Consider the following 21,853-nt stretch of genomic DNA (forward strand, 5'->3'; position numbering starts at 1 on the left):
TTAGGAGAGAGTTCTTTTTTCTAAAAGTACTACATTTTCAACGTGATAAGTTTGAGGGAACATATCGACGGGTTGTACTTTTGTCACCTTATACATTTCGTTTAAGAGCGCTAAATCACGGGCTTGGGTAGCGCTATTACAGCTCACATATACTATCTTAGAGGGTGCTATTTGCAGGATTTGCGCTACTACGTCTTTGTGCATTCCATCGCGAGGAGGATCGGTGATGATTACATCGGGGGTACCATTAGCTTCGATAAAAGCATCATTAAAGATGTTTTTCATATCGCCTACATAAAAACTCACATTATCAATGCCGTTTGCCTTAGCATTTGCTTTAGCATCGGCAATGGCTTCGGGTACAGCTTCGACGCCTACTACTTTTTTAGCTTTTTTAGCTACAAACTGAGCGATAGTACCCGTACCAGTATAGAGGTCGTATACCAATTCATCTCCTTTTAAATCGGCGAAGTCACGGGTTACTTGATATAGTTTGTGTGCTTGTTTAGAGTTTGTTTGATAAAAAGATTTTGCATTGATTTTGAAGCGCAAACCTTCCATTTCCTCAAAAATACAATCGGTGCCTTTATAGACTTTTAAATCTTGGTCGTAGATAGCATCGTTTCCTTTGCTGTTGATACAATATTGCAAAGAAGTAATTTGAGGGAACGTTTGGGCGATATGGTCTAACAACCAATAGCCTTTTTTGCTATCGCTAAAGAATTGTATTACCAACATTATTTCGCCTGTAGAAGAGATGCGTATCATCATAGAACGCAAGACACCTGTTTGCTGACGCGGGCTATAGAAAGGTATATTATTTTCTAAAGCAAATCGCTTAATTTCCAATCGTATGGCATTAGAAGGATCTTCTTGTAAGTAACATTTATCGATGTCGAGGATTTTATCCCAAGCGCCAGCGATATGGAAGCCTAAACCGTTGCGTTGTTCAATTGTATTGGCATTTTGAATTTCTTCGGGGGTAAGCCAGCGCATATCGGAGAAGGAGAATTCCATTTTATTTCGATAGAAATAGATATTCTCGGAAGCTACAATAGGCATCAGTTCAGGGATTGTTATTTTTCCTAAACGCACTAAGTTGTTTTCGACTTCTTTTTGTTTGTAGAACAGCTGACTTTCATAGTTCATATCTTGCCATTTGCAGCCACCACAGTAGCCAAAATGGGTACATACGGGAGTTACACGGCGATTAGAATACTCGTGGAATTTAGTAGCGACCCCCTCGTAATAAGCCGATTTTTTTTTGGTAGTTTGTACATCGACTACATCACCAGGGATAGCGTTGTTGATAAAAATAACGCGACCATCAGGAGCTTTAGCAATGCTTTTGCCTTTAGCCCCCGCATCGGTAACGATAACATTTTCTATGGTTATATTTTTCTTTTTACTCATTGCGGGGGCAAAGGTACATTATTTTTTTGAATTATCGATTACTTGGCAGAGGATAAGTACCCTCTACTAAGATACTGCTATCTACATCTTGGAGGTTACGATGACCAGTGAAAGCCATAGTAGTATCCATTTCGTCATAGAGTATCTGCAAAGCGCGGGTTACCCCTTCTTCGCCATAAGCACCGAGCCCATATACAGGAGCACGACCAAGCATAATACCTTTAGCTCCTAAAGCCCAAGCCTTGAGCATGTTTTGACCTGTATAGAAGCCAGAGTCTATCCATACTTCAGTTTGGCTACCTACAGCACTTACGATATCGGGAAGGGCTTTTATAGTTGAAATAGTGTCATCCATCTGGCGACCACCGTGGTTAGAGACGATAATTGCATCAGCGCCGTATTTTACTGCCTCTATAGCATCTTCAGGAGTCATAATTCCTTTTAAGATGATAGGGCCTCCCCAGAGTTCTTTGATTTCGGCAATATCTTTCCAGCTAAGGCTAGGGTCGAATTGTTCTTTTGTCCAAGAAGATAGCGAAGAGAGGTCGGATACGTTTTTAGCGTGTCCAGCAATATTGCGGAAAGTCCAGCGGCGATTACCGAAGATATAGCGCAATCCCCAAGGAATTTTAGTAGAAAGGTTCAACATATTAGGAATGGTGAACTTAGGAGGAGTAGAAAGTCCGTTTTTGATATCGCGGTGGCGGTTACCTAAGACTTGTAAATCGACGGTAATCATCAAGGCAGAGCATTTAGCTTCTTTAGCACGACGGATAAGGTCTTTCATAAACTCGCGGTCGCGCATTACATAGAGCTGAAACCAGAAAGGTTCAACACCAGCTTCTACTAAATCCTCGATAGAGCAGATGGACATAGTAGATAGGGTAAAAGGGATACCGAATTTTTGGGCAGCTTTAGCCATGTGAATTTCACCGTCAGCCCACATCATTCCCATAAAGCCCACAGGAGCCGTCATTGCAGGGAATTTTACTTTTTTGCCAAGGAGTGTACTTTCGAGGGTACGGTTATCCATATCCACTAAGATACGTTGGCGGAATTTGATAGGGTTGAAGTCTGAAACATTTTGTTTGTAGGTTGCTTCAGTCCAAGAGCCGGTGTCTACATACTCGTAGAACATTTTAGGGACGTTGCGTTTACAAACGACACGCAAGTCCTCAATGTTTGTCATTTTGGATAGATCTCTCATTTTTAAATAATTAATATTCTTAGATTTTAAATAAGTCCTTCTTGAATAAGGTTGTGTAGGTGTATAATTCCCACATATTCACCTTGTTTAGTTGCTAATAGTTGTGTAATTTTATTTTTCTCCATTAGGTGTAAGGCATCAATTGCTAAACAATCGACTTCAATAGTTTTAGGGTTAGCGCTCATTATATCTTTAGCGGTAAGCCCTTTGATACTATCCGTTTTACTAAGCATTCGGCGGATATCACCATCAGTTACTATTCCTACTATTTGATGATTGTTGAGTACGGCAGTTACTCCAAGCATTTTTTCGGATATTTCTACAATTACCTTTTTAATATCGGTATCAGGAGAGACCTCAGGTTTTTGGTTATGAGGTACGATATCGGATACTTTTAGATATAAACGTTTTCCTAATGCACCACCAGGATGGTATTTAGCAAAGTCGCTACTGCCAAAGTGTTTCATTTCCAATAGACAAACTGCTAACGCATCGCCTAATACCAATTGAGCTGTGGTGCTAGTCGTAGGGGCTAAATTATTAGGGCAAGCTTCTTTATCAACGTGAGCGTAGAGTACACTATCGGCTTGTTGAGCTAAGACAGAATTTTTATTAGAGGTAATGGCTATCAGCTTATTATTACCCCTTTTGAGCAAAGGCACTAACACTTTTATTTCGGGAGTGTTACCGCTTTTAGAGATACATATTACCACATCATCTTGCTGTATAATACCCAAGTCGCCGTGGATCGCATCGGCAGCGTGCATAAAGATGGCGGGGGTGCCTGTAGAGTTCATTGTAGCTACTATTTTATTAGCAATAATAGCGCTTTTACCTATACCTGTAATCACTACACGACCTTTGGATTGCAATATATATTGTACTGACTTAGTAAAATCGTCGTCGATATAATCAGTTAGTTTAGCAACAGCTTGAGCTTCTTCAGTAATAGTTTGTTTGGCAGAGGTAATAATTTCTTCTGAGTTCATTCGTTATATAGTTTTTAGTTGTTAGTTTACATTAGGCTACCATCGAAAAGGAAAGGCAGGAGGTCTTTAATAGATTCAGTTTGAACGATTTCGCCTTCAGCTCCCATAAAATATACGGGGATAAGTTTTTTTTGTTTGGTTTCGTATTCGGAGAGTGACTGGCGGCAAGCTCCACAAGGCGATACGGGAAAGGCAGTAGGGTCTTGGGCAGATCCAGAGATTGCGATCATTTCGATTTCCTCATCGGGATACTGGGTAGCGGCTTGGTATATAGCGACTCTTTCGGCACAAAGACCTGAGGGGTAGGCAGCATTTTCCTGATTGGAGCCTACGAAAGTTTGTCCGTTTTTAAGTAAAACAGCGGCACCCACTTTGAATTTAGAGTAAGGGGCGTAAGCCTTTTCGCGAGTGGTTATTGCTTGTTTCATCAGGTTTTGAGCTTTTTCAGGTAGGTCGGTTAATTTATTGAAAACATTATATTTTATATGTAATTGATGTTCCGTTTTCATAAGAAAATGCTTTTATTTTGCAAAGATACGAAGTAATTAGCAAATTAACAAATTTGATGGATAGAAAAATTTATTGATTAACTTATTGTAAGGTTTCCTGTTAGGTGTTTTTTTTGGAGAATCTTAGAGTTTTTTAAGACGAGTAAAGTAGATGTAAATACGATTTTGAGACTTTTAGCCCCTCTTACAATGTAACTTAAGGTAAGTTCGGTGTAAGTAATTATTTAACAATCAGTAAAATATTTTTAATCTCCCACGAATTTTCACCTGACGGTGAATTATTTTGTGAATATATTATGTTACAAAGCTGTAAATCAATGTTCTGTTATATCGAACTGACGTTAACTTAATGAGAGTTAGACGTAAAGAATATATATTATGGCAGCAAACGCTACTGGAATTACACGGATAGTATAGAACGAAAAATTTGCAAATCAATACTGATAGACTATTAATTAGCAAAATATTATTATCTTTGCGCCGTTTAAGTTAGAAAGAGACATTATAAATTGTTATGAAACGCAATTTTTTAGATTATTTATTTATTACTTCCAAAGGAATGGCAATGGGAGCAGCCGATGTTGTACCAGGAGTTTCTGGGGGTACCATAGCCTTTATATCGGGGATTTATGAAGAGCTTGTAGGGTCTATTAGCAAGATCAATTTACAAGCATTTAAGCTTTTATTCAGCAAAGGGATTGTAGCTTTTTGGAAACATATTAATGGTAATTTTTTTATAGCACTCTTGGCAGGGATAGGGGTTAGCATCATATCGCTTGCCAAAGGGATGAAATGGCTTTTAGAAAATGAACCTATAATGATATGGGCTTTTTTCTTTGGATTGATGATAGCCAGCGTACTTTTTTTGATAAAAGAAATCAAGCGTTGGAATTTAGCTACAATACTCGTGATGCTCATATCGGGGGGAGTTGCTTATTTTATTACGGTTATTCCACCCTTAGTGAATGGTGGTAACCAGAATTTGATATTTATTTTCTTCTGTGGAGCTTTGGCTATTTGCGCGATGATATTACCAGGGATTTCAGGAGCTTTTATATTGGTGCTGTTAGGAGCTTATCACACAGTTTTAGACGCTTTGAGTTCGTGGAATTTTAAACTCATAAGTGTTTTTGGGGTAGGAGCAATCACGGGTATTTTAAGTTTTTCTAAGGCGCTGAAATGGTTGTTTGCTAAATATCGGACTCTTACTTTTGCAGGGTTGACTGGTTTTATCGTGGGGTCGCTAAACAAAGTATGGCCTTGGAAAGAGGTTTTGAAATGGGATACAGATGCTCAAGGCAATGCTGTGGCAGTGTGGGAAAAGAGCATATCGCCTTGTACTTTTAAAGAAGTCACCCATACAGAACCTCAAATATTCATTGCTGTACTATTAGCAATAGCAGGTTTTTTAGTGATTTATCTACTCGAAAAATGGAGTAACAAACGCAGTAAAAAACACTAAACTATGAACAGATTAGAAAGAGGCAATAAAAAACTACTCAACGCTTGGGCGTTTTATGACTGGGCGAACTCAGTATATTCACTTACCATCGTTTCCACTGTTTTTCCTATTTTTTACGGACTATTATTTCGCACTGCAGGGCTTACCCATATAGCCCTTTTTGGGATGATAATCAAAAGTACATCGGTAATCGCTTTTGTAACCGCTTTGGCTTTTGCTGTGGTGGTGGTACTCTCGCCTATTTTGAGTGGTATAGCCGACTATTTAGGCAACAAAAAAACATTTATGCGCTTTTTTTGCTATATTGGAGCAATTTCGTGTATAGGATTGTACTGGTTTTCGTTAGAATACATCTATTTTAGTTTATTTTGTTATTTTTGTGGGGTAGTAGGTTTTTGGGGAAGTATAGTGTTTTACAATTCCTATTTGCCAGATATTGCTCTGCCTGAACAATACGATGCAGTAAGTGCTAAAGGTTATAGTTTAGGCTACGCGGGGAGTGTGTTGCTATTGATTTTCAATTTGATAATGGTGATGAAACCCGAATGGATAGGTTTTACTACTACTGATACCGAAACGACACTCACGACGATGCGGATTTCGTTTATCACAGTAGGAGTATGGTGGATAGGGTTCAGTAGTATTCCTTTTTACTACCTTCCATCACATAAGAAAAATGGAGCTAAAGTTACCAAGAGTATTTTTTTTAATGGATTTAAGGAATTACGGAAAGTATGGCTACAACTCACTACCTCGCCACGATTGAAATGGTATCTCATTGCTTTTTTTGTATATAGTATGGGAGTGCAAACCGTAATGCTGGTAGCTACCTATTTTGGAGAACAAGAAATACAATGGGCGAGTGCTGAAGAAAGTACTATAGGACTAATAGTGAGTGTGCTCATAATTCAATTGGTAGCTATAGTAGGAGCACGACTCACAGTTATTGCAGTGCGCAAATGGGGAAATATTTGGGTGTTAATAGGACTCAATGCTATATGGGTAGGAATTTGCTTACTTTCATATTACGTGTATAAACCGATACAATTCTACATCATAGCTACCTTAGTGGGACTTGTAATGGGGGGCATACAAACGCTTTCTCGCTCCACTTATTCGGCTTATTTGCCTGATACTAAAGATACAACTTCTTTCTTCAGTTTTTACGATGTGACTGAAAAAATAGGGATAGTAATAGGAATGGGGGTTTATGGACTCATAGACCAATTTACGAATAATATGCGTAATGCGACTATCTCATTGATTATTTTCTTCGGAGTTGGCATAATTCTACTTTTTAAGACAAGCAAACAATGAGTAACAAATGATTTCAAAGGTTAGATTTTTTTTAGAGAAATATGGCTTTGCAGTATCGGCACGATTGGCTGAGAAATTAGGTGTACGCGCTAAAGATGTGCGTATTTTCTTCATTTATGGCACCTTTGCTACTTTAGGGGCTGGTTTTGGTGTATATCTATTATTGGCTTCTTTGTTGAGAATTAAGGATGTGTTTTTTGTGAAACGGACTTCAGTGTTTGACCTTTAGTGGTGGGAGCCGCACGGGCAGTTTTAATGGGAGCTGTGGGAGTTGTGGGAGTAATGGGAACTAAAAAGATATATTGGGATAGAGATTATTAGACAAAAAAGTATTATATTTGCCCCCGTATTTTAATTGCTTCTATATAATTTGGTACTATAATGATGAGAAAAGATTTTATGAAATACAATTTATTACTATTGAGTGCTTCTTTATTGTTAAGTGCTTGTAATGAACAAACTACTTATACTTCTACCACTGATATTCCCGTAGAGGGAGAAATGGTAGCCCAACTTACTTCACCACCTTTTGTACCAGCGCCAGTAGGCAATCGGAAGGCTACAAAACTAAGTGTTACTCTTGAAATCATAGAAAAAGAAGGCGAATTAACAGATGGTACTAAATACCTTTTTTGGACATTTGGCGGTACGGTGCCAGGGAGTTTTATTCGAGCTCGTGTAGGAGATGAAGTATCGTTTACACTTAAAAATCACCCAGATAACAAATTGGCACACAATATCGACCTTCACGCTGTAACGGGTACAGGAGGAGGTGCTGATGCGTCGTTAGTAGCCCCAGGACAGCAACGTACCTTCACCTTTAAATGTTTGAACCCGGGACTTTTTGTATATCATTGTGCTCAAGCGCCCGTGCCTTTGCATATCGCCAATGGGATGTATGGGCTTATATTGGTAGAACCCGAAGGCGGTTTGCCCCCAGTAGATATGGAATACTATGTGATGCAAGGCGATTTCTATACCGAAGGAGCTTATGGAGCTGAAGGTTTGCAAGCCTTCAGCCAAGAGAAAGCCCTTGCGGAAAAGCCTGATTATGTGCTTTTCAACGGGAAAGTAGGAGCTATTGCAGGCGATAAAGCCCTTACTGTAAACGCTGGTGAAACGGTGCGTCTTTTTGTAGGAAATGGAGGTCCTAACCTCATTTCTTCTTTCCACGTGATAGGAGAAATCTTTGACCGAGTGCAGGTGGAAGGGGGCAAGCTCGTAAATGAAAACGTACAAACAACTGTTATTCCGGCAGGTGGGGCAGCTATAGTAGAATTTAAGGTAGAAGTACCAGGTTCTTATACTTTGGTAGACCACGCTATTTTCCGTGCTTTCAATAAAGGTGCACTAGGACAGCTCATTGCTCAAGGGCGTGAAAATCCAGTTATTTATGGCAAGCAAGAGGCAGTGCCTTATCAGGTGTCAGTGGTTAAGTCTCAGGTGACAGGAGATAGGAGGCAGGAGTCAGGGAATAAGACTTTGGCACAACAGATGGAAGACGGGAAGAAAGTGTATCAGCGCACTTGTGTGGCTTGTCATCAGGCACAAGGGCAGGGGTTGGAAGGAGCTTTTCCGCCTTTGGCAAAAGCCGACTACCTGAATGCTAATGTAGACAGAGCAATAGAGACCGTACTGAAAGGGCATACGGGAGGGATTACTGTGAATGGCAAACAGTACAACAGTATGATGCCTCCTCAACCACTTACCCCTGAGCAAATAGCCGATGTGCTCACCTACGTATATCACAACTGGGAGAACAATAAAACCGTAGTAAGCCCTGAAAGAGTAAAGAAAGTAAGAGAAAAACGTTAATTGGGTGATAATGATGAAAAAATACCTTATTAACATAATAACTTTATGCTTTTGTGGATGGCTACTAGGACAAACTTCTACTCCTATGGTAACGATTAAAGGAGGAAGTTATGTGCCTTTGTATGGAGTGAAAGGGGAGAATAAAGCGATAAAGCCCGTAAATGTAAAGAGCTTTCAGTTAGATATATACCCAGTGACCAATGCACAATACAAAGCTTTTTTGGAGAAACATCCCGAGTGGCAACGCTCTCGTGTGAAGGGAATCTTTGCGCAGAAGAGTTATCTTTCGCACTGGAAGAGCGACTTAGATTTTAGTCCGCTAGAAGCACAAGCCCCTGTAACCCACATTTCGTGGTTTGCTGCCAAGAAATATTGTGAGTGTGAAGGAAAGCGACTACCGACAACCGACGAGTGGGAGTACGTAGCCCAAGCCGATGCCCAAAGTATAGATGCCCGCAAGAAGAAACATTATCAAGAGTATATAGTGCGGAGCATGCAAACGCCCAAGACCTACCTACAGAAAGTAGGCAGTACGCCCAAGAACTATTGGGGTGTATATGATATGCACGGCTTGGTATGGGAATGGGTGTCGGACTTCAACAGTGTGCTTCTCTCGGGGGACTCGCGCAAAGACAAGCAAGGAGACGATGCTCTTTTTTGTGGCGGGAGTGCGCTCAATGCTTCCGACCTTACTAACTATGGAGCTTTTATGCGGTATGCGCTGAGAGGTAGCCTCAAAGCGAACTATACGATGCTGAATATGGGGTTTAGATGTGCTTTATAAATTACGAAATACGAGGGACGAATGACGAGATAGCCCCCGAACCCCCGAAGGGGGACAAGCCGCAAAAGCGATTGCTATTTGTCTTAATGGGAATAAATGACGAATTACGAAAAATTATCACATAATTAATTTGAGTTCGATATAAATAATTGTTTAACAATCAGCGAAACATTTTAAATCTCCCACAAAGCCAGCGAGGGCTCACAGCTGGGTATGTGAACAGGAAGTTTTACCTGACGGTGAATTATTTTGTAAATAGATTGTGATACAGTGCTGTAAATCAATACCATAGAATATTATTTTAAATGCGAAAACCTTGAAAATCAATTAACAAATGAAGATTATTAATATATTTATTTGTGTTTTTGCCATAATAATGCTCTTGTTGTGTTTGGGTGTAGTGATTTATAGCACCTTTATAAACTATACTTTGTGGTATATTCCGGTAATATTTAGTATTCCGTTGGTAGTAGCTTTACTATTTGTATTAGGATACTATTTTGATTTTTCAGGAGATACGACAGATGCAGATAAAAGTAGTATTATTTATGGTGATAAGGGATTTACAATAGATATTCCGTTATTTGATGAAACCAATTTTATCGCTTGGGATAGTATAAAGAAGATAATCTATAGTGATGGTTCGTCAGAGGAAGAGCGTATGTTTGTTGTTTACTTGACTCGACCTTTGGTAGCAACTCTTAAAGAACGACCCCATTGGATTAATAAATATACCTTCAAATGGAGTAATAGCAAGCCTATTATGGAAGTAAGGATTAAAGCCTCGACGATAGGCTTTCGAGACTTTGCGAAGGAAATAAGTGAGTATTTGGACAATGTACAAATACCTAATATGGACAGAAGAAGAAATGGTGTTTTGGTAAACAGAACCGAAAAAAATACGGCTCATACAAGAGAAGTAACAGAGCTGTGGAAAGCGCAAGAGTGGGAGGGAACGCAAGTGGTATATCGCGATGAAAGATATTGTAACAAAATATAGAGATGTTATAGAAGATTGTGAGTTGTTATTAGGCGATAATAACAACTTAAAGAATATGTCATATAACGATATAGACGAAATCTGTAATTATGTGATAGTAGAGGTGTATAAACAATCGGCTGAGCTAACGATTATAGCGTTGGTGAATATCTATATTAAGGCTATGATTGTAGAAGCTAATGCAGATTATGATATATTGAAAGAATATGTACAAGAATTTCTATACTATGATGGGACAACAAGCTCGTATGGATATATAAGAGCTAAATTGAAAGAAATAAGAGGGATTATGGAACAAGGAATTGACGATAAATATCTTTATGAGAATTATGAAGATGTAGCCGATGTTTTGGAGGGATTTTTAGAAGATTTAGAAGCAAAATATGATAAAATGAAGATAAACCTTAGAAAAAATTACTATTAATGAAGACACTATATTTTATTTTACTGAGTTTGTTATTGCTCAATTGTAATAACCACAATAGCAACACAGCTAGAACAGATACAAAAGCAGTGGCAGATAGTACCACTGCAAAGGCAACGGATAGTTTTTCAGATTTATCAGTATATCACTTGCCAGCGGTATGGACGACCCAAAATGGGGATAACATAGAGCTCAAAGACCTCAAAGGGAATGTATTGGTGGTGGTGATGATCTACACCTCTTGTAAGACCGCTTGTCCTATCCTTATTAAAGATATGCGCGAAATACGCAAGCGCGTAGATGAACAAGCAGGAGACAAACGCAAGCAAGTGAAATACCTTTTGGTAAGTATAGACCCCGAGACGGATACACCAGAGCATTTAAAAGCCTTTGCCAAAGAAAGACAAATGGACGACGAGCAGTGGCTATTCCTTCGTTCTAATGAAGAACAAACACGAGAGTTTGCTGCAGTACTTGCTGTGAACTACAAGCAAATATCACCAGTGGATTTCTCACATTCTAATATCATCAGTGTGTTTAACAAAAAAGGTGAATTGGTATCACAACAAGAAGGTTTAGGGATTGATTATGATAAGACTGTGGAGGAAACAATAAAACAATTAACAATTAATAATTAATAACTGATAATTAACAGTTTACAATTAAAAAGAGCCTATCCGAAAAGTTTTATTTATATGGGGATTTGCAGCACATACCAGCTATCGCTGGCTTTCCTACATAACATACTCTAAAAGTGATTGATTATCAGATTTATAGACTTTGGCGAAGTTTTGGGACTTTGACAAAGTTTATGACAATTAAAAAGAGGTTACTCAATATTGGGCAACCTCTTTTGTTTTTAGAAAATATTTGCTTAATTATTTAAACTCTTTTTCGTGGCGTTTGCGTTCATTTTCATCTAAGTAGATTTTACGCAAGCGCATATTTTTTGGTGTTACTTCAACGTATTCGTCTTTTTGGATATATTCCAAAGCTTCTTCTAATGAAAACTTAATAGGTGGTGCTAACTTCACTTTTTCATCAGAGCCAGCAGCTCGTACGTTTGTAAGTTTTTTAGTCTTCGTAACATTCACGACGATATCTCCACTACGAGAATTTTCGCCAATTACTTGCCCTGTATAGATTTCTTCGCCAGGGAAAATGAAGAATTTACCGCGGTCTTGCAATTTATCGAGAGAGTAGGGGATAGCAGTTCCTTGTTCCATAGAGATGAGCGACCCATTGATACGACCTGCGATTTCACCTTTGAAAGGTTGGAATTCCAAGAAACGGTGGTGGATAATCGCCTCACCAGCGGTAGCCGTGAGCAATTGGTTACGCAAGCCAATGATACCGCGAGAAGGAATGATGAACTTGATAATCATACGTTCACCTTTAGGTTCCATACTTAGCATTTCACCTTTACGAAGGGTTACCAAATCGACTGCTTTACCACTTACGTTTTCAGGTAAATCGATAGTGAGTTCTTCTACAGGTTCACATTTTACGCCATCGATTTCTTTGATGATAACTTGAGGCTGACCTATTTGTAATTCATAACCTTCACGGCGCATTGTTTCAATAAGCACTGAGAGGTGTAATACCCCACGACCATAAACAATAAACTTATCGGCACTATCGGTAGGTTCTACTCGTAAAGCGAGGTTTTTTTCTAATTCGCGTTCCAAACGTTCTTTGATATGGCGAGAGGTTACGAACTTACCGTCCTTACCGAAGAAAGGAGAATCGTTGATAGTGAAGAGCATACTCATTGTAGGTTCATCGATAGCAATAGTAGGAAGTGCTTCGGGGTTTTCATAATCGGCGATGGTATCACCAATTTCAAAGCCTTCTAAGCCAGCAATCGCACAGATGTCGCCTGCTTGTACTTCCTCTACTTTTTTACGACCTAAACCATCAAATAGGTGTAGTTCTTTAATTTTAGATTTTACGATAGTCCCATCACGTTTCACTAATGAAATATTCATACCAGCTTTTAGGGTACCACGGTGCAAGCGACCGATAGCTATACGACCTGTAAAGGTAGAATAATCAAGAGAAGTGATGAGCATTTGCAAGCTACCTTCCTCAATTTGAGGAGCAGGGATGTGCTCTACCACCATATCGAGTAGGGGAGCGATGCTATCTGTTTTTTTATGCCAATCTTCGGACATCCAGTTTTGTTTTGCTGAACCGTAGACAGTAGGAAAATCGAGTTGCCAATCTTCGGCACCGAGTTCAAACATCAGGTCGAATACAGCTTCGTGTACCTCATCAGGTGTACAGTTTTCTTTATCGACTTTGTTGATTACCACAATAGGTTTCAACTTCATTTCGATAGCTTTTTGGAGTACAAATCGCGTTTGAGGCATAGGACCTTCAAAGGCATCTACTAATAGAAGTACGCCATCAGCCATATTGAGGACACGTTCAACCTCACCACCAAAGTCGGCGTGGCCAGGGGTATCGATGATGTTGATTTTGATGTCTTTATAAACAACAGATACGTTTTTAGAGAGGATGGTAATACCGCGTTCGCGTTCGAGGTCGTTATTATCTAATATCAGTTCGCCAGAATCTTGATTGTCGCGAAAGAGTGCGCAGTGGTGCAAGATTTTATCAACAAGGGTAGTTTTTCCGTGGTCAACGTGGGCAATAATAGCTATATTTCTAATAGCGGTCATAGATATAATTTGTAATTTTTAAAATTGAGGGCGCAAAGGTACGAATAATTTGTCAATTAGCAAATTTGTGAATTGGCATTTTTTTTAATTATTTAGTGTCCGCAGTTGCAATTAGCGCCTCCAGAACAGCCTTTCTTTTTGTTAAAAAACAGTTTTTTCACTAAGAAAAAAGCTGCTATTGCTACTAAAATATAGGCTATAATTTCTTGTGTTCCCATAGTGAATTTATTTTAAAAGTTCGAATGCTACATTTACTTGAGCTTCGATAGCTATTTTACCTACGGCTAAAGTATTATCATTTCCGGTACTTCCTAAACTCATTTTGCTCATTCTTTCAACGGGTTGTATATCGTTGAAATGAGAGTTTACTTCCTTGATTTGGATAGCTTTACCAATGTTTTGATCTAAGCTTACGGCATAGAGTAACGCTTTTTTACGAGCATCGTCGATAGCGGCGATACGTGCTTCTTGTAAGAGTTTTTCTTTGTTTTTTACTCCAAAGCTGATGCCGTCAATTCGGTTTACTCCTGTATCGAAAATAGCATTCATCAAATTGTCGTACTTGCTGATATCTTCTAATTTGATATTGATATTTTGCACGACACGATATTTGTTCAGTTTGTTATAATCGTCTTTATAAAGAGATACATAGCTGGTTTGGAAATTCTCCATAGGGAGTTCCTTACTCAAAAGTTGTAATACTTGAGCCACAGCTTCGCCGTTCTTTTGTCGGAGGTTCTTCAAATCAAGCCCTTCTTTTTCGATACTGATAGAGATATTTACCATATCGGGGGTTGCATATACGATGCCTTCACCTGTAACTTCGACGGTAGGCGTTTGGTTTTGTGCTATTGCCATTGTTGATATTAGCGAAAATAATACAAAGTAGTGTTTCATATTTTTTGATGTTTATTTTAGATTTTTGAGAATCTCGGAGAGACTTGGAGAATCTTGGAGAATCTTGGAGAATCTTGGAGAATCGGATGTCAATAAGTGTGCCAATTACTCGGGATATTCGATACGCACGTGGTAGATATTGGTGAGTTTGTTTTTAAATATGCGTTTGATAGCTTCGATTTCTTTGAAAGATATATCGGAATTAGCAAATTGATTGTCATCTAATTGTTTTTTGATGATGCGATCGACAAACTCGTTAAGAGCTTCAAAAGTAGGGTTTTTAAGACTTTTGGTAGCGGCTTCCACTGAATCAGCCATCATCAGTATAGCTGTTTCTTTGGAGAAAGGAATAGGACCTGGGTAGCGGAAATCTTCTTCTTTAGTGCCTTCGGGATTTAAGTCTAAGGCTTTGCGATAGAAATAATAAGTAAGACTGCGTCCGTGATGAGTTTTGATGAAATCGATGATGCGTTTAGGCAGTTTATTTTTATGAGCAAGTTCAACACCATCGGCAACGTGTTTGATAATCACCTTAGCACTTTGTTCAGGAGTGAGCTGGTCGTGAGGGTTGAGGCTTGTTTTTTGGTTTTCAGTAAAATAAATAGGATTTTCCATCTTACCAATGTCGTGATATAGTGCTCCTACGCGTACCAATAGCGTATTAGCGCCAATTTCGGCGGCAGCAGCTTCGGCAAGATTTGCCACCTGCATAGAGTGTTGGAAAGTACCAGGAGCTTTTTCGGAGAGTTGGCGTAAAAGTTTGGTGTTCGTGTCGGAAAGTTCCAAGAGAGAGACATCGGATACTAAGCCAAAAGTACGTTCATAGATATAGGTAAAAGGTTGTGAAAATAGGATTCCTATACCATTGAGAATGAAAAGAGTGAGTAAGGAAATGTCTAGTCCTTTGAGTGTTCCTTCGGTAATGGTATGGAAAGCGATATAAATAATTAAATAGGCAGCGGTGATGAGTCCCGCCGATACAAAACTGCTCAATCGGTAGTGCATTCCCTTAGGAGTGAGGATGATAGCCATAGCAGATACAATTTGTATGAACACAAACTGGAAGCTATTGGGCACAATGAAGCCTGTGATGAGTATGGTGCTGATATACACAAAGAGGACGGTGCGCAGATCGAAAAACGACTTGAGAATGAGCACCATCATTCCTACGGGGACAATATAGATATAATCGGGAAAATAGCGAGAAATGAGTCCGACGAAAAGAATCATCGTGAGCATATTGAGCAAGATAACACTCAATTTGACATTGCTTTTGTATATTTTCTTTTCGTATATTTTTAAGTATAACACCATTAGTATCAATACTATAGCAACTAATGTGTAATAGCCTGATAGCGACCAATTATAGTTATTTTGACTCCACGTTTGGGTTTCATATTCTTCTTTGAGAGATAAGAGAGTGTTTAGTTTTTCACCTTCGACTAATTCACCTTTGGCGATGATAAGTTTTCCTTTGTTCACCCATCCACGCGTATAGACAATCTCTTTGAGGTTTTGATTTAAGGCTTTTTGGGTAAAATTTTGGTCGATTACAAGATTAGGGGTGAGGATATCAAAGAAAAGGTCGTAGTAATTTTTAAGATATTCGTTGTAAGGAGCGGTATTGAAATAGTTTTTAATGGCATTATTTAGCTGTTGAAGGTATAATACACGAGAGGCAGAGACTTCAACAATTTGGTTGTTTTGCTTGATAATTGCGATTTCGGAAGTTTTGAACACAGGAGGGTTGAGCATTATCCCATTGTGATAGCTTTCAGTTAAAAATGTTTCAGCTTTGTGGAGTAAGAGCTCTTTTTTGTCTTTAGACAATTGATTGAAATAGCTATTTTTTTTCTGTTCAAACTTCTGTTTAGCACTTATAAAGGCAGTTGTATCTTGTTTGTAATAAACGGTAGATTGATTGGTAATTTGTTGTTTTTCAGAGTTTATTTGTTGATCTGTTTTTTTTAGGGGGAAATCAAAAGGAGCATATAGATTATCGTGTTGCCAAAGTTCACCCTTGCGAAATTCGTATTTAAACTTCGCTTTTTCGGGAAATACTTGCAAGATAAGCACTAAGGCTATGGCAAAGGCTAAAATCTTGAAAACAAGGGATTTTTTAATAAAAACTTTGATATTTTTGAGAGTCATCATCATTTACTTCGTTAAAGTAAGGGCAAAAGTACAAAATAATTAGGAATTACGAATGAAGGGAGAGAGATTTTTTTAGGTGATAGGTAATAAAACAAGTAGTGTTCAAATATTTTTAGTTTTACATTATTCTCAATGATTTGTTCAATTCGTTAAGTATTCGTCAATAAGTAAAGTATGTATTTTCTTCGTTTATTGTTCGTTCTTTCTTCGTTTATTATTCGTTATTACAGTTATTGCGGAAAATTCAAGAAAAAGGCGATTTCGTTATGAATATGATAATTTAAGTAAAAGAGAGTAATAAATGGTAGTTTTGGAGGCTAGTAGATCCATTTCCAATAGTAAGTTGCGATATAGTTCTTGGCATTTCAAAAAAAAGTTGTATTTTTGTCGCCTCAATAAAACTATATTCGGAAAAACTTTGTTACAGTATAAACGTCAACTCTCTTTTATTATCAGCTTGTTAGTAGTAAGCTGTTGCTTTTGGTATGCTGAATCATTTGCCTTTAGGACAGGTGGTTTTAACTATACAACTCCGTGGGCAGTGCGCGATACTATCAAAAAAGATACAGTAGAGTCTAAAAACGACCGCCGTGGGCGACGTATCAAGCCTAAGAAACCTTCGGAAAAAGCTAAAGATTCCCTTAAAAACGATACGATTAAAAAACCTAAGAATGCCTTGGAAGACATCGTGAAATACAAGGCTAAGGACAGTATTGTATTCAACAAGGTGAAGAACGAAATCATTTTGTACAATGAGACTAATGTACAATATACTGATATTGACATTACAGCGGGCGTAGATGTGATTAATTATGAAAAGGGAGAGGTGTATGCTGGACGTTTGAAAGATAGTTTAGGAGAATATAGTCAGCACCCTGTATTTAAGCAAGGTAGTGATGTGATAGAGCCTGATTCGATACGTTTTAATTACCGCAACCAGAAGGCGATTATCCGCAATGCTTATACCAAGCAGGACGAAAATAATATAAAAGGTGAGATCATAAAAAAGGAGAATGACTCTACTTACTTTATGAGAAATGCAATTATTACTACTGCTGAAGACCTTGACGATCCTGATTATTATATCAAAGTACGCAAAGCGAAATTCGTACCTAAGAAAAAAATTATTGCGGGTTTTAGCAATATGTATATAGTGGATATTCCTACCCCTTTGGCTATTCCGTTTGCTTATTATCCTATGGTATCAGGACGTTCTTCCGGACTTATTTTTCCTACCTTTGGAGAAGTGAATAACCGTGGCTATTTTTTGCAGAACATAGGTTATTACTTTGTAATTAGCGACAATTTTGACCTTTCGCTTACAGGTGACTATTATACCAATGGTAGCTATGGGCTTAGGGCACAATCGGCTTATGTGAAGCGCTACAAGTATTCCGGAAGTTTTAATCTTTCGTTTGAGAATAACATATACAGTATGAGGGGTTTACCTGACTATTCAGGTAGCCGTATGTACAATATCCAGTGGTCGCATTCCAAAGATGGCAAAGCCAACCCTAATTCCAACTTTTCGGCTTCGGTGAACCTATCGAGCAACAGTAGATATTATCAAGAATCCTACAATCAAGCGAACACGTCGAACTTTTTGAACAACACGATGATGTCGTCTATCTCGTATTCCAAGACATTCCCAGCGTATCCTTCGATTAACTTATCGCTATCGGCATCGCATTCACAAAATACGAATACGAAAAGTATTGATATGACACTCCCTTCGATGCGTGCGAGTATGGAGCGCATTTATCCTTTTGCCCGTGAAGGACAAACGAAGAAAGGACTTATCAAGAGTTTGAATTTCCAGTACAGTATGCAAGCTGATAATCGTTTTTCGACCTATGACAGTCTGTTTTTTAGTAAAAAGATGTTCGATGAGGCGAGAAACGGGGTGCGACACTCTATACCGGTAAGTACAACTGCTAAGCTATTTAAATACGTTACCTTAGGGTTGAACTCTTCAGTAAACGAGACGTGGCAATTTAAGACAATTCGCCGTAAGGACTTTAACAGTAATACGGGCAAGGTGGGCATTGACACCCTCAGCGGTTTTGACCGTTTTATGACGTACAACCTCGGGGCGAGTCTCGGTACGACTATCTACGGTACTTTCCGTTTTGGCAAGAATGCAAAAATACAAGCTATTCGCCACGTAATGCGACCCTCGGTGAGTTATGGTTATAATCCTTCTTTTGACCAGTATTACGATTATTACATTTCGGACGCTTATGGCAACCGCTCACAATACACCCGTTTTGAGGGGGGTATCTACGGTACGCCAAGTTTGGGTGAGTCGCAATCGATAGGGTTCTCTTTGGCGAACACCTTTGAAGCCAAAGTGAAACAAAAAGATAGTACTGATGCTGAGCCGAAAAAGGTAATGCTCTTGAACAGTCTCAATTTCAGTTCTAACTACAACGTGATTACCAAGCAGTTTAGTCCGCTGAACATTACGGGGGGTACTTCGTTCTTCAACGGGAAGCTCGGGGTGAACTTTGGGGCAACACTCAACCCTTATGCAATAGACAACAACGGACGACAAATGGAGAAATGGAATATAGACAACGGCGGTAGTCTTTTTAGGCTTACTAACGCCAATATTTCTACTAACTATTCATTCTCGAACAAAGATAAAAAAGACAAGAATAAAGACAAACAGACGGGTAACGTAGCGGGAGGACGTACTGATGACCTCTTTGGGTCGTCGAAACCACTAAGCGAAGTGCAGGATATGGATAAGAACCGCAAAGAAGACGAGGATAAAGATGAGAAGAAGACCTTTTACAAGGCAGTTATTCCTTGGGACATAACCTTAGCACACTCGCTTACTTATAGCAATCAGGCACGCGAAAATAAGATATCCAACAACTCGCTAATGTTCTCAGGCAACGTATCGCTCACGCCCAAATGGCAAGTAGGAGTTTCGAGCGGTTATGACTTTGTAAACCAAGGATTCACCTATACCCAATTACGTTTTGAGCGCGATTTGAGCAGTTTCCGTATGAGTTTTCAGTTTACTCCGTTCGGTTATCGCAGTTCGTGGTATTTCTTTATCGGCATCAAAGCCTCAATGCTTTCAGACCTAAAATGGGAGAAGAACAAAGAGCCGGATAGGGTTTTGAGGTAAAAAGGTAAGAGGTAAAAGGTAACAAGGAAAATTATGAAAGAAAAGATACAACAACTTCGGGAGGAACTCAATGAGCACAATTATAACTACTATGTGCTGGACAATCCTACGATTTCGGATTATGAGTTCGACCAAAAGCTTAAAGAACTACAAGCCTTAGAGCAAGCATACCCAGAGTTTTACGATGAGAATTCGCCTACTGTACGCGTGGGAGGTTCTGTTACTAAAAGTTTTCCAACCGTAGTACACGAATACCGTATGTACTCGTTAGATAACTCTTATTCTAAGGAAGACTTAGAGGAATGGGAACAGCGTATTATCAAGACGTTGGGCAATGACCAAATTAACTTTACTTGCGAATTGAAATACGACGGTGCTTCTATAGATTTGTTGTACGAAAACGGCAAACTTAAACAAGCTACTACTCGTGGCGATGGTATTCAAGGTGACGATATTACCGCCAATGTGCGTACGATTCGTTCAGTACCCTTGCAACTAAAAGGCGATTACTCTGAACGTTTTTACATTCGCGGGGAGATAGTAATGCCTAAAAAAGCCTTTGAAAACCTCAATAAGGAACGTATAGCAGCTGGTGAAGACCCTTTTATGAATCCTCGTAACACCGCCAGCGGTAGTCTCAAATTGCAAGATACTGCCGAGGTTGCTAAACGAGGTTTGGATTGCTTGTTGTACTTTTTGGTAGGGAACACAGGTATAAAGAGTCAGTTTGAGAGTTTAGAAAAAGCGCGCGAATGGGGCTTTAAAGTACCTAATATTTCCAAATTGTGCCATTCTACTGCCGAAGTTATGGACTTTATCAATGAATGGGATACCAAACGCCACACTTTGCCTTATGAAACTGATGGGGTAGTGGTAAAGGTAGATAGTATTGCCCAGCAAGAAGAGTTAGGATATACTTCAAAATCGCCGCGTTGGGCAATGGCTTACAAGTTCAAAGCAGAACAAGTAGACACTGTTTTAGAGAGTATTTCCTACCAAGTGGGACGTACAGGAGCTATTACTCCGGTGGCAAATCTCAAACCCGTGTTATTAGCGGGAACCGTAGTAAAACGGGCTTCATTGCATAATGCTGACCAGATTGAAAAGCTCGATATTCGCATAGGCGACTCGGTATATGTAGAAAAAGGCGGGGAGATTATCCCTAAAATTGTAGGCGTGAACTTAGATAAGCGCGAAGCAGATGCTCAGCCCGTGCAATATATCACCCATTGTCCTGAATGTGGTACTGAATTGGTTCGTAACGAAGGCGAAGCACAACACTACTGTCCTAATGCTTATGGCTGTCCGCCCCAGATTACAGGTAAGATTCAGCATTTTATCTCACGCAAGGCAATGGATATAGAAGGCTTAGGTGAAGAAACAGTAGAACAACTCTTCCGTGCCGGTATTATCCATACTTATGCTGACCTCTACGAGGTAACCGTAGAGAAATTGCTTCCCTTAGAGCGTATGGCACAAAAGAGTGCTGAGAATATTGTTAAAGGTATTCAGAAATCAAAAGAAATACCTTTTGAACGCGTGCTTTTTGCTTTGGGGATTAGGTATGTAGGAGAGACTGTTGCCAAGAAGCTGGCACGCCACTACAAAACGATTGAAGCCCTAGAAAATGCCACTGTCGAACAGTTGGTGGAGGTAGATGAAATAGGCAACCAAATAGCTACCAGTGTAGTAAATTTCTTTGCAGACGACTATAATCGTAAACTCATCGATAGGCTCAAAGGCTATGGCTTGCAGTTTTCGATTAATGAACAAGCCACCGAAGGACAAACAGATACCCTTAAAGGACTTACTTTTGTAGTTTCTGGAGTCTTTCACTTATATTCTCGCGATGAACTCAAAGCCCTCATTGAACAACACGGGGGTAAAGTAGGGTCATCTATCTCATCAAAAACTAATTACGTGATAATAGGCGATAATATGGGACCTAGCAAAAAAGAGAAAGCTGAACAATTAGGAGTGAAAATGATTAGTGAAGAAGAATTTCAATCGTTAATAATCAGTTAAATATCTGTTCAATTTTGGTGTATTAAGGTAAAAA

The 21,853-nt window shown here is 39.1% G+C and carries 18 protein-coding genes; 10 read left to right on the plus strand and 8 right to left on the minus strand.

Annotated elements, in window-relative coordinates; translation table 11 throughout:
* The 4 genes from rlmD to cdd are packed head-to-tail and all read right to left on the minus strand — an operon-like array spanning position 1 to position 4,118.
* Complete coding sequence (gene rlmD / locus CBG49_RS08820; protein WP_009413148.1) at positions 1–1,413, minus strand: 23S rRNA (uracil(1939)-C(5))-methyltransferase RlmD; 1,413 nt, start codon at positions 1,411–1,413, stop codon at positions 1–3.
* Between the two features lie 31 nt (positions 1,414–1,444).
* Complete coding sequence (locus CBG49_RS08825; RefSeq protein WP_088594206.1) at positions 1,445–2,620, minus strand: alpha-hydroxy acid oxidase; 1,176 nt, start codon at positions 2,618–2,620, stop codon at positions 1,445–1,447.
* Between the two features lie 26 nt (positions 2,621–2,646).
* Positions 2,647–3,609 carry a KpsF/GutQ family sugar-phosphate isomerase gene (locus tag CBG49_RS08830; protein ID WP_088594207.1) on the minus strand — a complete coding sequence of 321 codons (963 nt, stop codon included), beginning with the start codon at positions 3,607–3,609 and terminating at the stop codon, positions 2,647–2,649.
* 26 nt (positions 3,610–3,635) lie between these two features.
* Complete coding sequence (cdd, locus tag CBG49_RS08835) at positions 3,636–4,118, minus strand: cytidine deaminase (RefSeq protein WP_009413145.1); 483 nt, start codon at positions 4,116–4,118, stop codon at positions 3,636–3,638.
* 514 nt (positions 4,119–4,632) lie between these two features.
* On the opposite strand from cdd, the gene CBG49_RS08840 reads away from it, so the two are divergent.
* The 8 genes from CBG49_RS08840 (at position 4,633) to CBG49_RS08875 (ending at position 11,558) form a co-directional block, all read left to right on the plus strand.
* Positions 4,633–5,580, plus strand: coding sequence for a polyprenyl-phosphate transporter (locus CBG49_RS08840; protein ID WP_009413144.1), 948 nt, complete (start codon positions 4,633–4,635; stop codon positions 5,578–5,580).
* Positions 5,581–5,583: 3 nt separating this feature from the next.
* Positions 5,584–6,897: an MFS transporter gene (locus tag CBG49_RS08845; protein WP_088594208.1), complete on the plus strand. Its 1,314-nt coding sequence runs from the start codon at positions 5,584–5,586 to the stop codon at positions 6,895–6,897.
* Between the two features lie 7 nt (positions 6,898–6,904).
* The gene (locus CBG49_RS08850) at positions 6,905–7,126 is read left to right on the plus strand and encodes a hypothetical protein (RefSeq protein WP_009413142.1); all 222 of its coding nucleotides are present in this window, start codon (positions 6,905–6,907) and stop codon (positions 7,124–7,126) included.
* Positions 7,127–7,281: 155 nt separating this feature from the next.
* Positions 7,282–8,712 carry a copper-containing nitrite reductase gene (nirK, locus tag CBG49_RS08855; protein WP_418219537.1) on the plus strand — a complete coding sequence of 477 codons (1,431 nt, stop codon included), beginning with the start codon at positions 7,282–7,284 and terminating at the stop codon, positions 8,710–8,712.
* Between the two features lie 85 nt (positions 8,713–8,797).
* The gene (locus tag CBG49_RS08860; protein WP_418219538.1) at positions 8,798–9,496 is read left to right on the plus strand and encodes a formylglycine-generating enzyme family protein; all 699 of its coding nucleotides are present in this window, start codon (positions 8,798–8,800) and stop codon (positions 9,494–9,496) included.
* 334 nt (positions 9,497–9,830) lie between these two features.
* Entirely contained in the window at positions 9,831–10,496 is a 666-nt protein-coding gene (locus CBG49_RS08865; protein ID WP_157668383.1) for a hypothetical protein, read from the plus strand.
* 55 nt (positions 10,497–10,551) lie between these two features.
* Positions 10,552–10,920 carry a hypothetical protein gene (locus CBG49_RS08870; protein ID WP_227002860.1) on the plus strand — a complete coding sequence of 123 codons (369 nt, stop codon included), beginning with the start codon at positions 10,552–10,554 and terminating at the stop codon, positions 10,918–10,920.
* The gene (locus tag CBG49_RS08875; RefSeq protein WP_088594213.1) at positions 10,920–11,558 is read left to right on the plus strand and encodes an SCO family protein; all 639 of its coding nucleotides are present in this window, start codon (positions 10,920–10,922) and stop codon (positions 11,556–11,558) included. The genes CBG49_RS08870 and CBG49_RS08875 overlap by 1 nt, the downstream gene beginning before the upstream one ends.
* Positions 11,559–11,798: 240 nt before the next feature.
* On the opposite strand, the gene typA is transcribed toward CBG49_RS08875, so the two are convergent.
* From typA to CBG49_RS08895, 4 genes are all read right to left on the minus strand, one after another.
* Positions 11,799–13,604: a translational GTPase TypA gene (gene typA / locus CBG49_RS08880; protein ID WP_088594214.1), complete on the minus strand. Its 1,806-nt coding sequence runs from the start codon at positions 13,602–13,604 to the stop codon at positions 11,799–11,801.
* A gap of 92 nt (positions 13,605–13,696) precedes the next feature.
* Positions 13,697–13,822 (minus strand): FeoB-associated Cys-rich membrane protein, encoded by a 126-nt coding sequence (locus tag CBG49_RS08885; RefSeq protein ID WP_009413135.1) that lies wholly within the window; start codon positions 13,820–13,822, stop codon positions 13,697–13,699.
* Between the two features lie 7 nt (positions 13,823–13,829).
* Positions 13,830–14,501 carry an SIMPL domain-containing protein gene (locus CBG49_RS08890; protein WP_088594215.1) on the minus strand — a complete coding sequence of 224 codons (672 nt, stop codon included), beginning with the start codon at positions 14,499–14,501 and terminating at the stop codon, positions 13,830–13,832.
* A 105-nt stretch (positions 14,502–14,606) separates the two neighbouring features.
* A complete protein-coding gene (locus CBG49_RS08895; RefSeq protein WP_193433097.1) occupies positions 14,607–16,655 on the minus strand; it encodes an HD family phosphohydrolase in 2,049 nt (682 codons plus the stop codon).
* 541 nt (positions 16,656–17,196) lie between these two features.
* Here CBG49_RS08895 and CBG49_RS08900 point away from each other — a divergent pair.
* Positions 17,197–19,794 carry a putative LPS assembly protein LptD gene (locus tag CBG49_RS08900; RefSeq protein WP_418219539.1) on the plus strand — a complete coding sequence of 866 codons (2,598 nt, stop codon included), beginning with the start codon at positions 17,197–17,199 and terminating at the stop codon, positions 19,792–19,794.
* A 33-nt stretch (positions 19,795–19,827) separates the two neighbouring features.
* Positions 19,828–21,819 carry an NAD-dependent DNA ligase LigA gene (gene ligA, locus CBG49_RS08905; protein ID WP_088594217.1) on the plus strand — a complete coding sequence of 664 codons (1,992 nt, stop codon included), beginning with the start codon at positions 19,828–19,830 and terminating at the stop codon, positions 21,817–21,819.
* Positions 21,820–21,853 lie beyond the last annotated feature (34 nt).

It is taken from the genome of Capnocytophaga endodontalis (assembly GCF_002209445.1).
GTDB lineage: Bacteria > Bacteroidota > Bacteroidia > Flavobacteriales > Flavobacteriaceae > Capnocytophaga > Capnocytophaga periodontitidis.

Coding starts and splice junctions, on each gene's coding strand:
- cdd (WP_009413145.1), bottom strand. CDS start 4,118: ATGAAAACGGAACATCAATTACATATAAAATATAATGTTTTCAATAAA.
- CBG49_RS08890 (WP_088594215.1), bottom strand. CDS start 14,501: ATGAAACACTACTTTGTATTATTTTCGCTAATATCAACAATGGCAATA.
- CBG49_RS08830 (WP_088594207.1), bottom strand. CDS start 3,609: ATGAACTCAGAAGAAATTATTACCTCTGCCAAACAAACTATTACTGAA.
- CBG49_RS08885 (WP_009413135.1), bottom strand. CDS start 13,822: ATGGGAACACAAGAAATTATAGCCTATATTTTAGTAGCAATAGCAGCT.
- CBG49_RS08850 (WP_009413142.1), top strand. CDS start 6,905: ATGATTTCAAAGGTTAGATTTTTTTTAGAGAAATATGGCTTTGCAGTA.
- CBG49_RS08860 (WP_418219538.1), top strand. CDS start 8,798: ATGGTAACGATTAAAGGAGGAAGTTATGTGCCTTTGTATGGAGTGAAA.
- rlmD (WP_009413148.1), bottom strand. CDS start 1,413: ATGAGTAAAAAGAAAAATATAACCATAGAAAATGTTATCGTTACCGAT.
- nirK (WP_418219537.1), top strand. CDS start 7,282: ATGAGAAAAGATTTTATGAAATACAATTTATTACTATTGAGTGCTTCT.
- CBG49_RS08825 (WP_088594206.1), bottom strand. CDS start 2,620: ATGAGAGATCTATCCAAAATGACAAACATTGAGGACTTGCGTGTCGTT.
- CBG49_RS08895 (WP_193433097.1), bottom strand. CDS start 16,655: ATGATGACTCTCAAAAATATCAAAGTTTTTATTAAAAAATCCCTTGTT.
- typA (WP_088594214.1), bottom strand. CDS start 13,604: ATGACCGCTATTAGAAATATAGCTATTATTGCCCACGTTGACCACGGA.
- ligA (WP_088594217.1), top strand. CDS start 19,828: ATGAAAGAAAAGATACAACAACTTCGGGAGGAACTCAATGAGCACAAT.
- CBG49_RS08865 (WP_157668383.1), top strand. CDS start 9,831: ATGAAGATTATTAATATATTTATTTGTGTTTTTGCCATAATAATGCTC.
- CBG49_RS08870 (WP_227002860.1), top strand. CDS start 10,552: ATGTCATATAACGATATAGACGAAATCTGTAATTATGTGATAGTAGAG.
- CBG49_RS08840 (WP_009413144.1), top strand. CDS start 4,633: ATGAAACGCAATTTTTTAGATTATTTATTTATTACTTCCAAAGGAATG.
- CBG49_RS08845 (WP_088594208.1), top strand. CDS start 5,584: ATGAACAGATTAGAAAGAGGCAATAAAAAACTACTCAACGCTTGGGCG.
- CBG49_RS08875 (WP_088594213.1), top strand. CDS start 10,920: ATGAAGACACTATATTTTATTTTACTGAGTTTGTTATTGCTCAATTGT.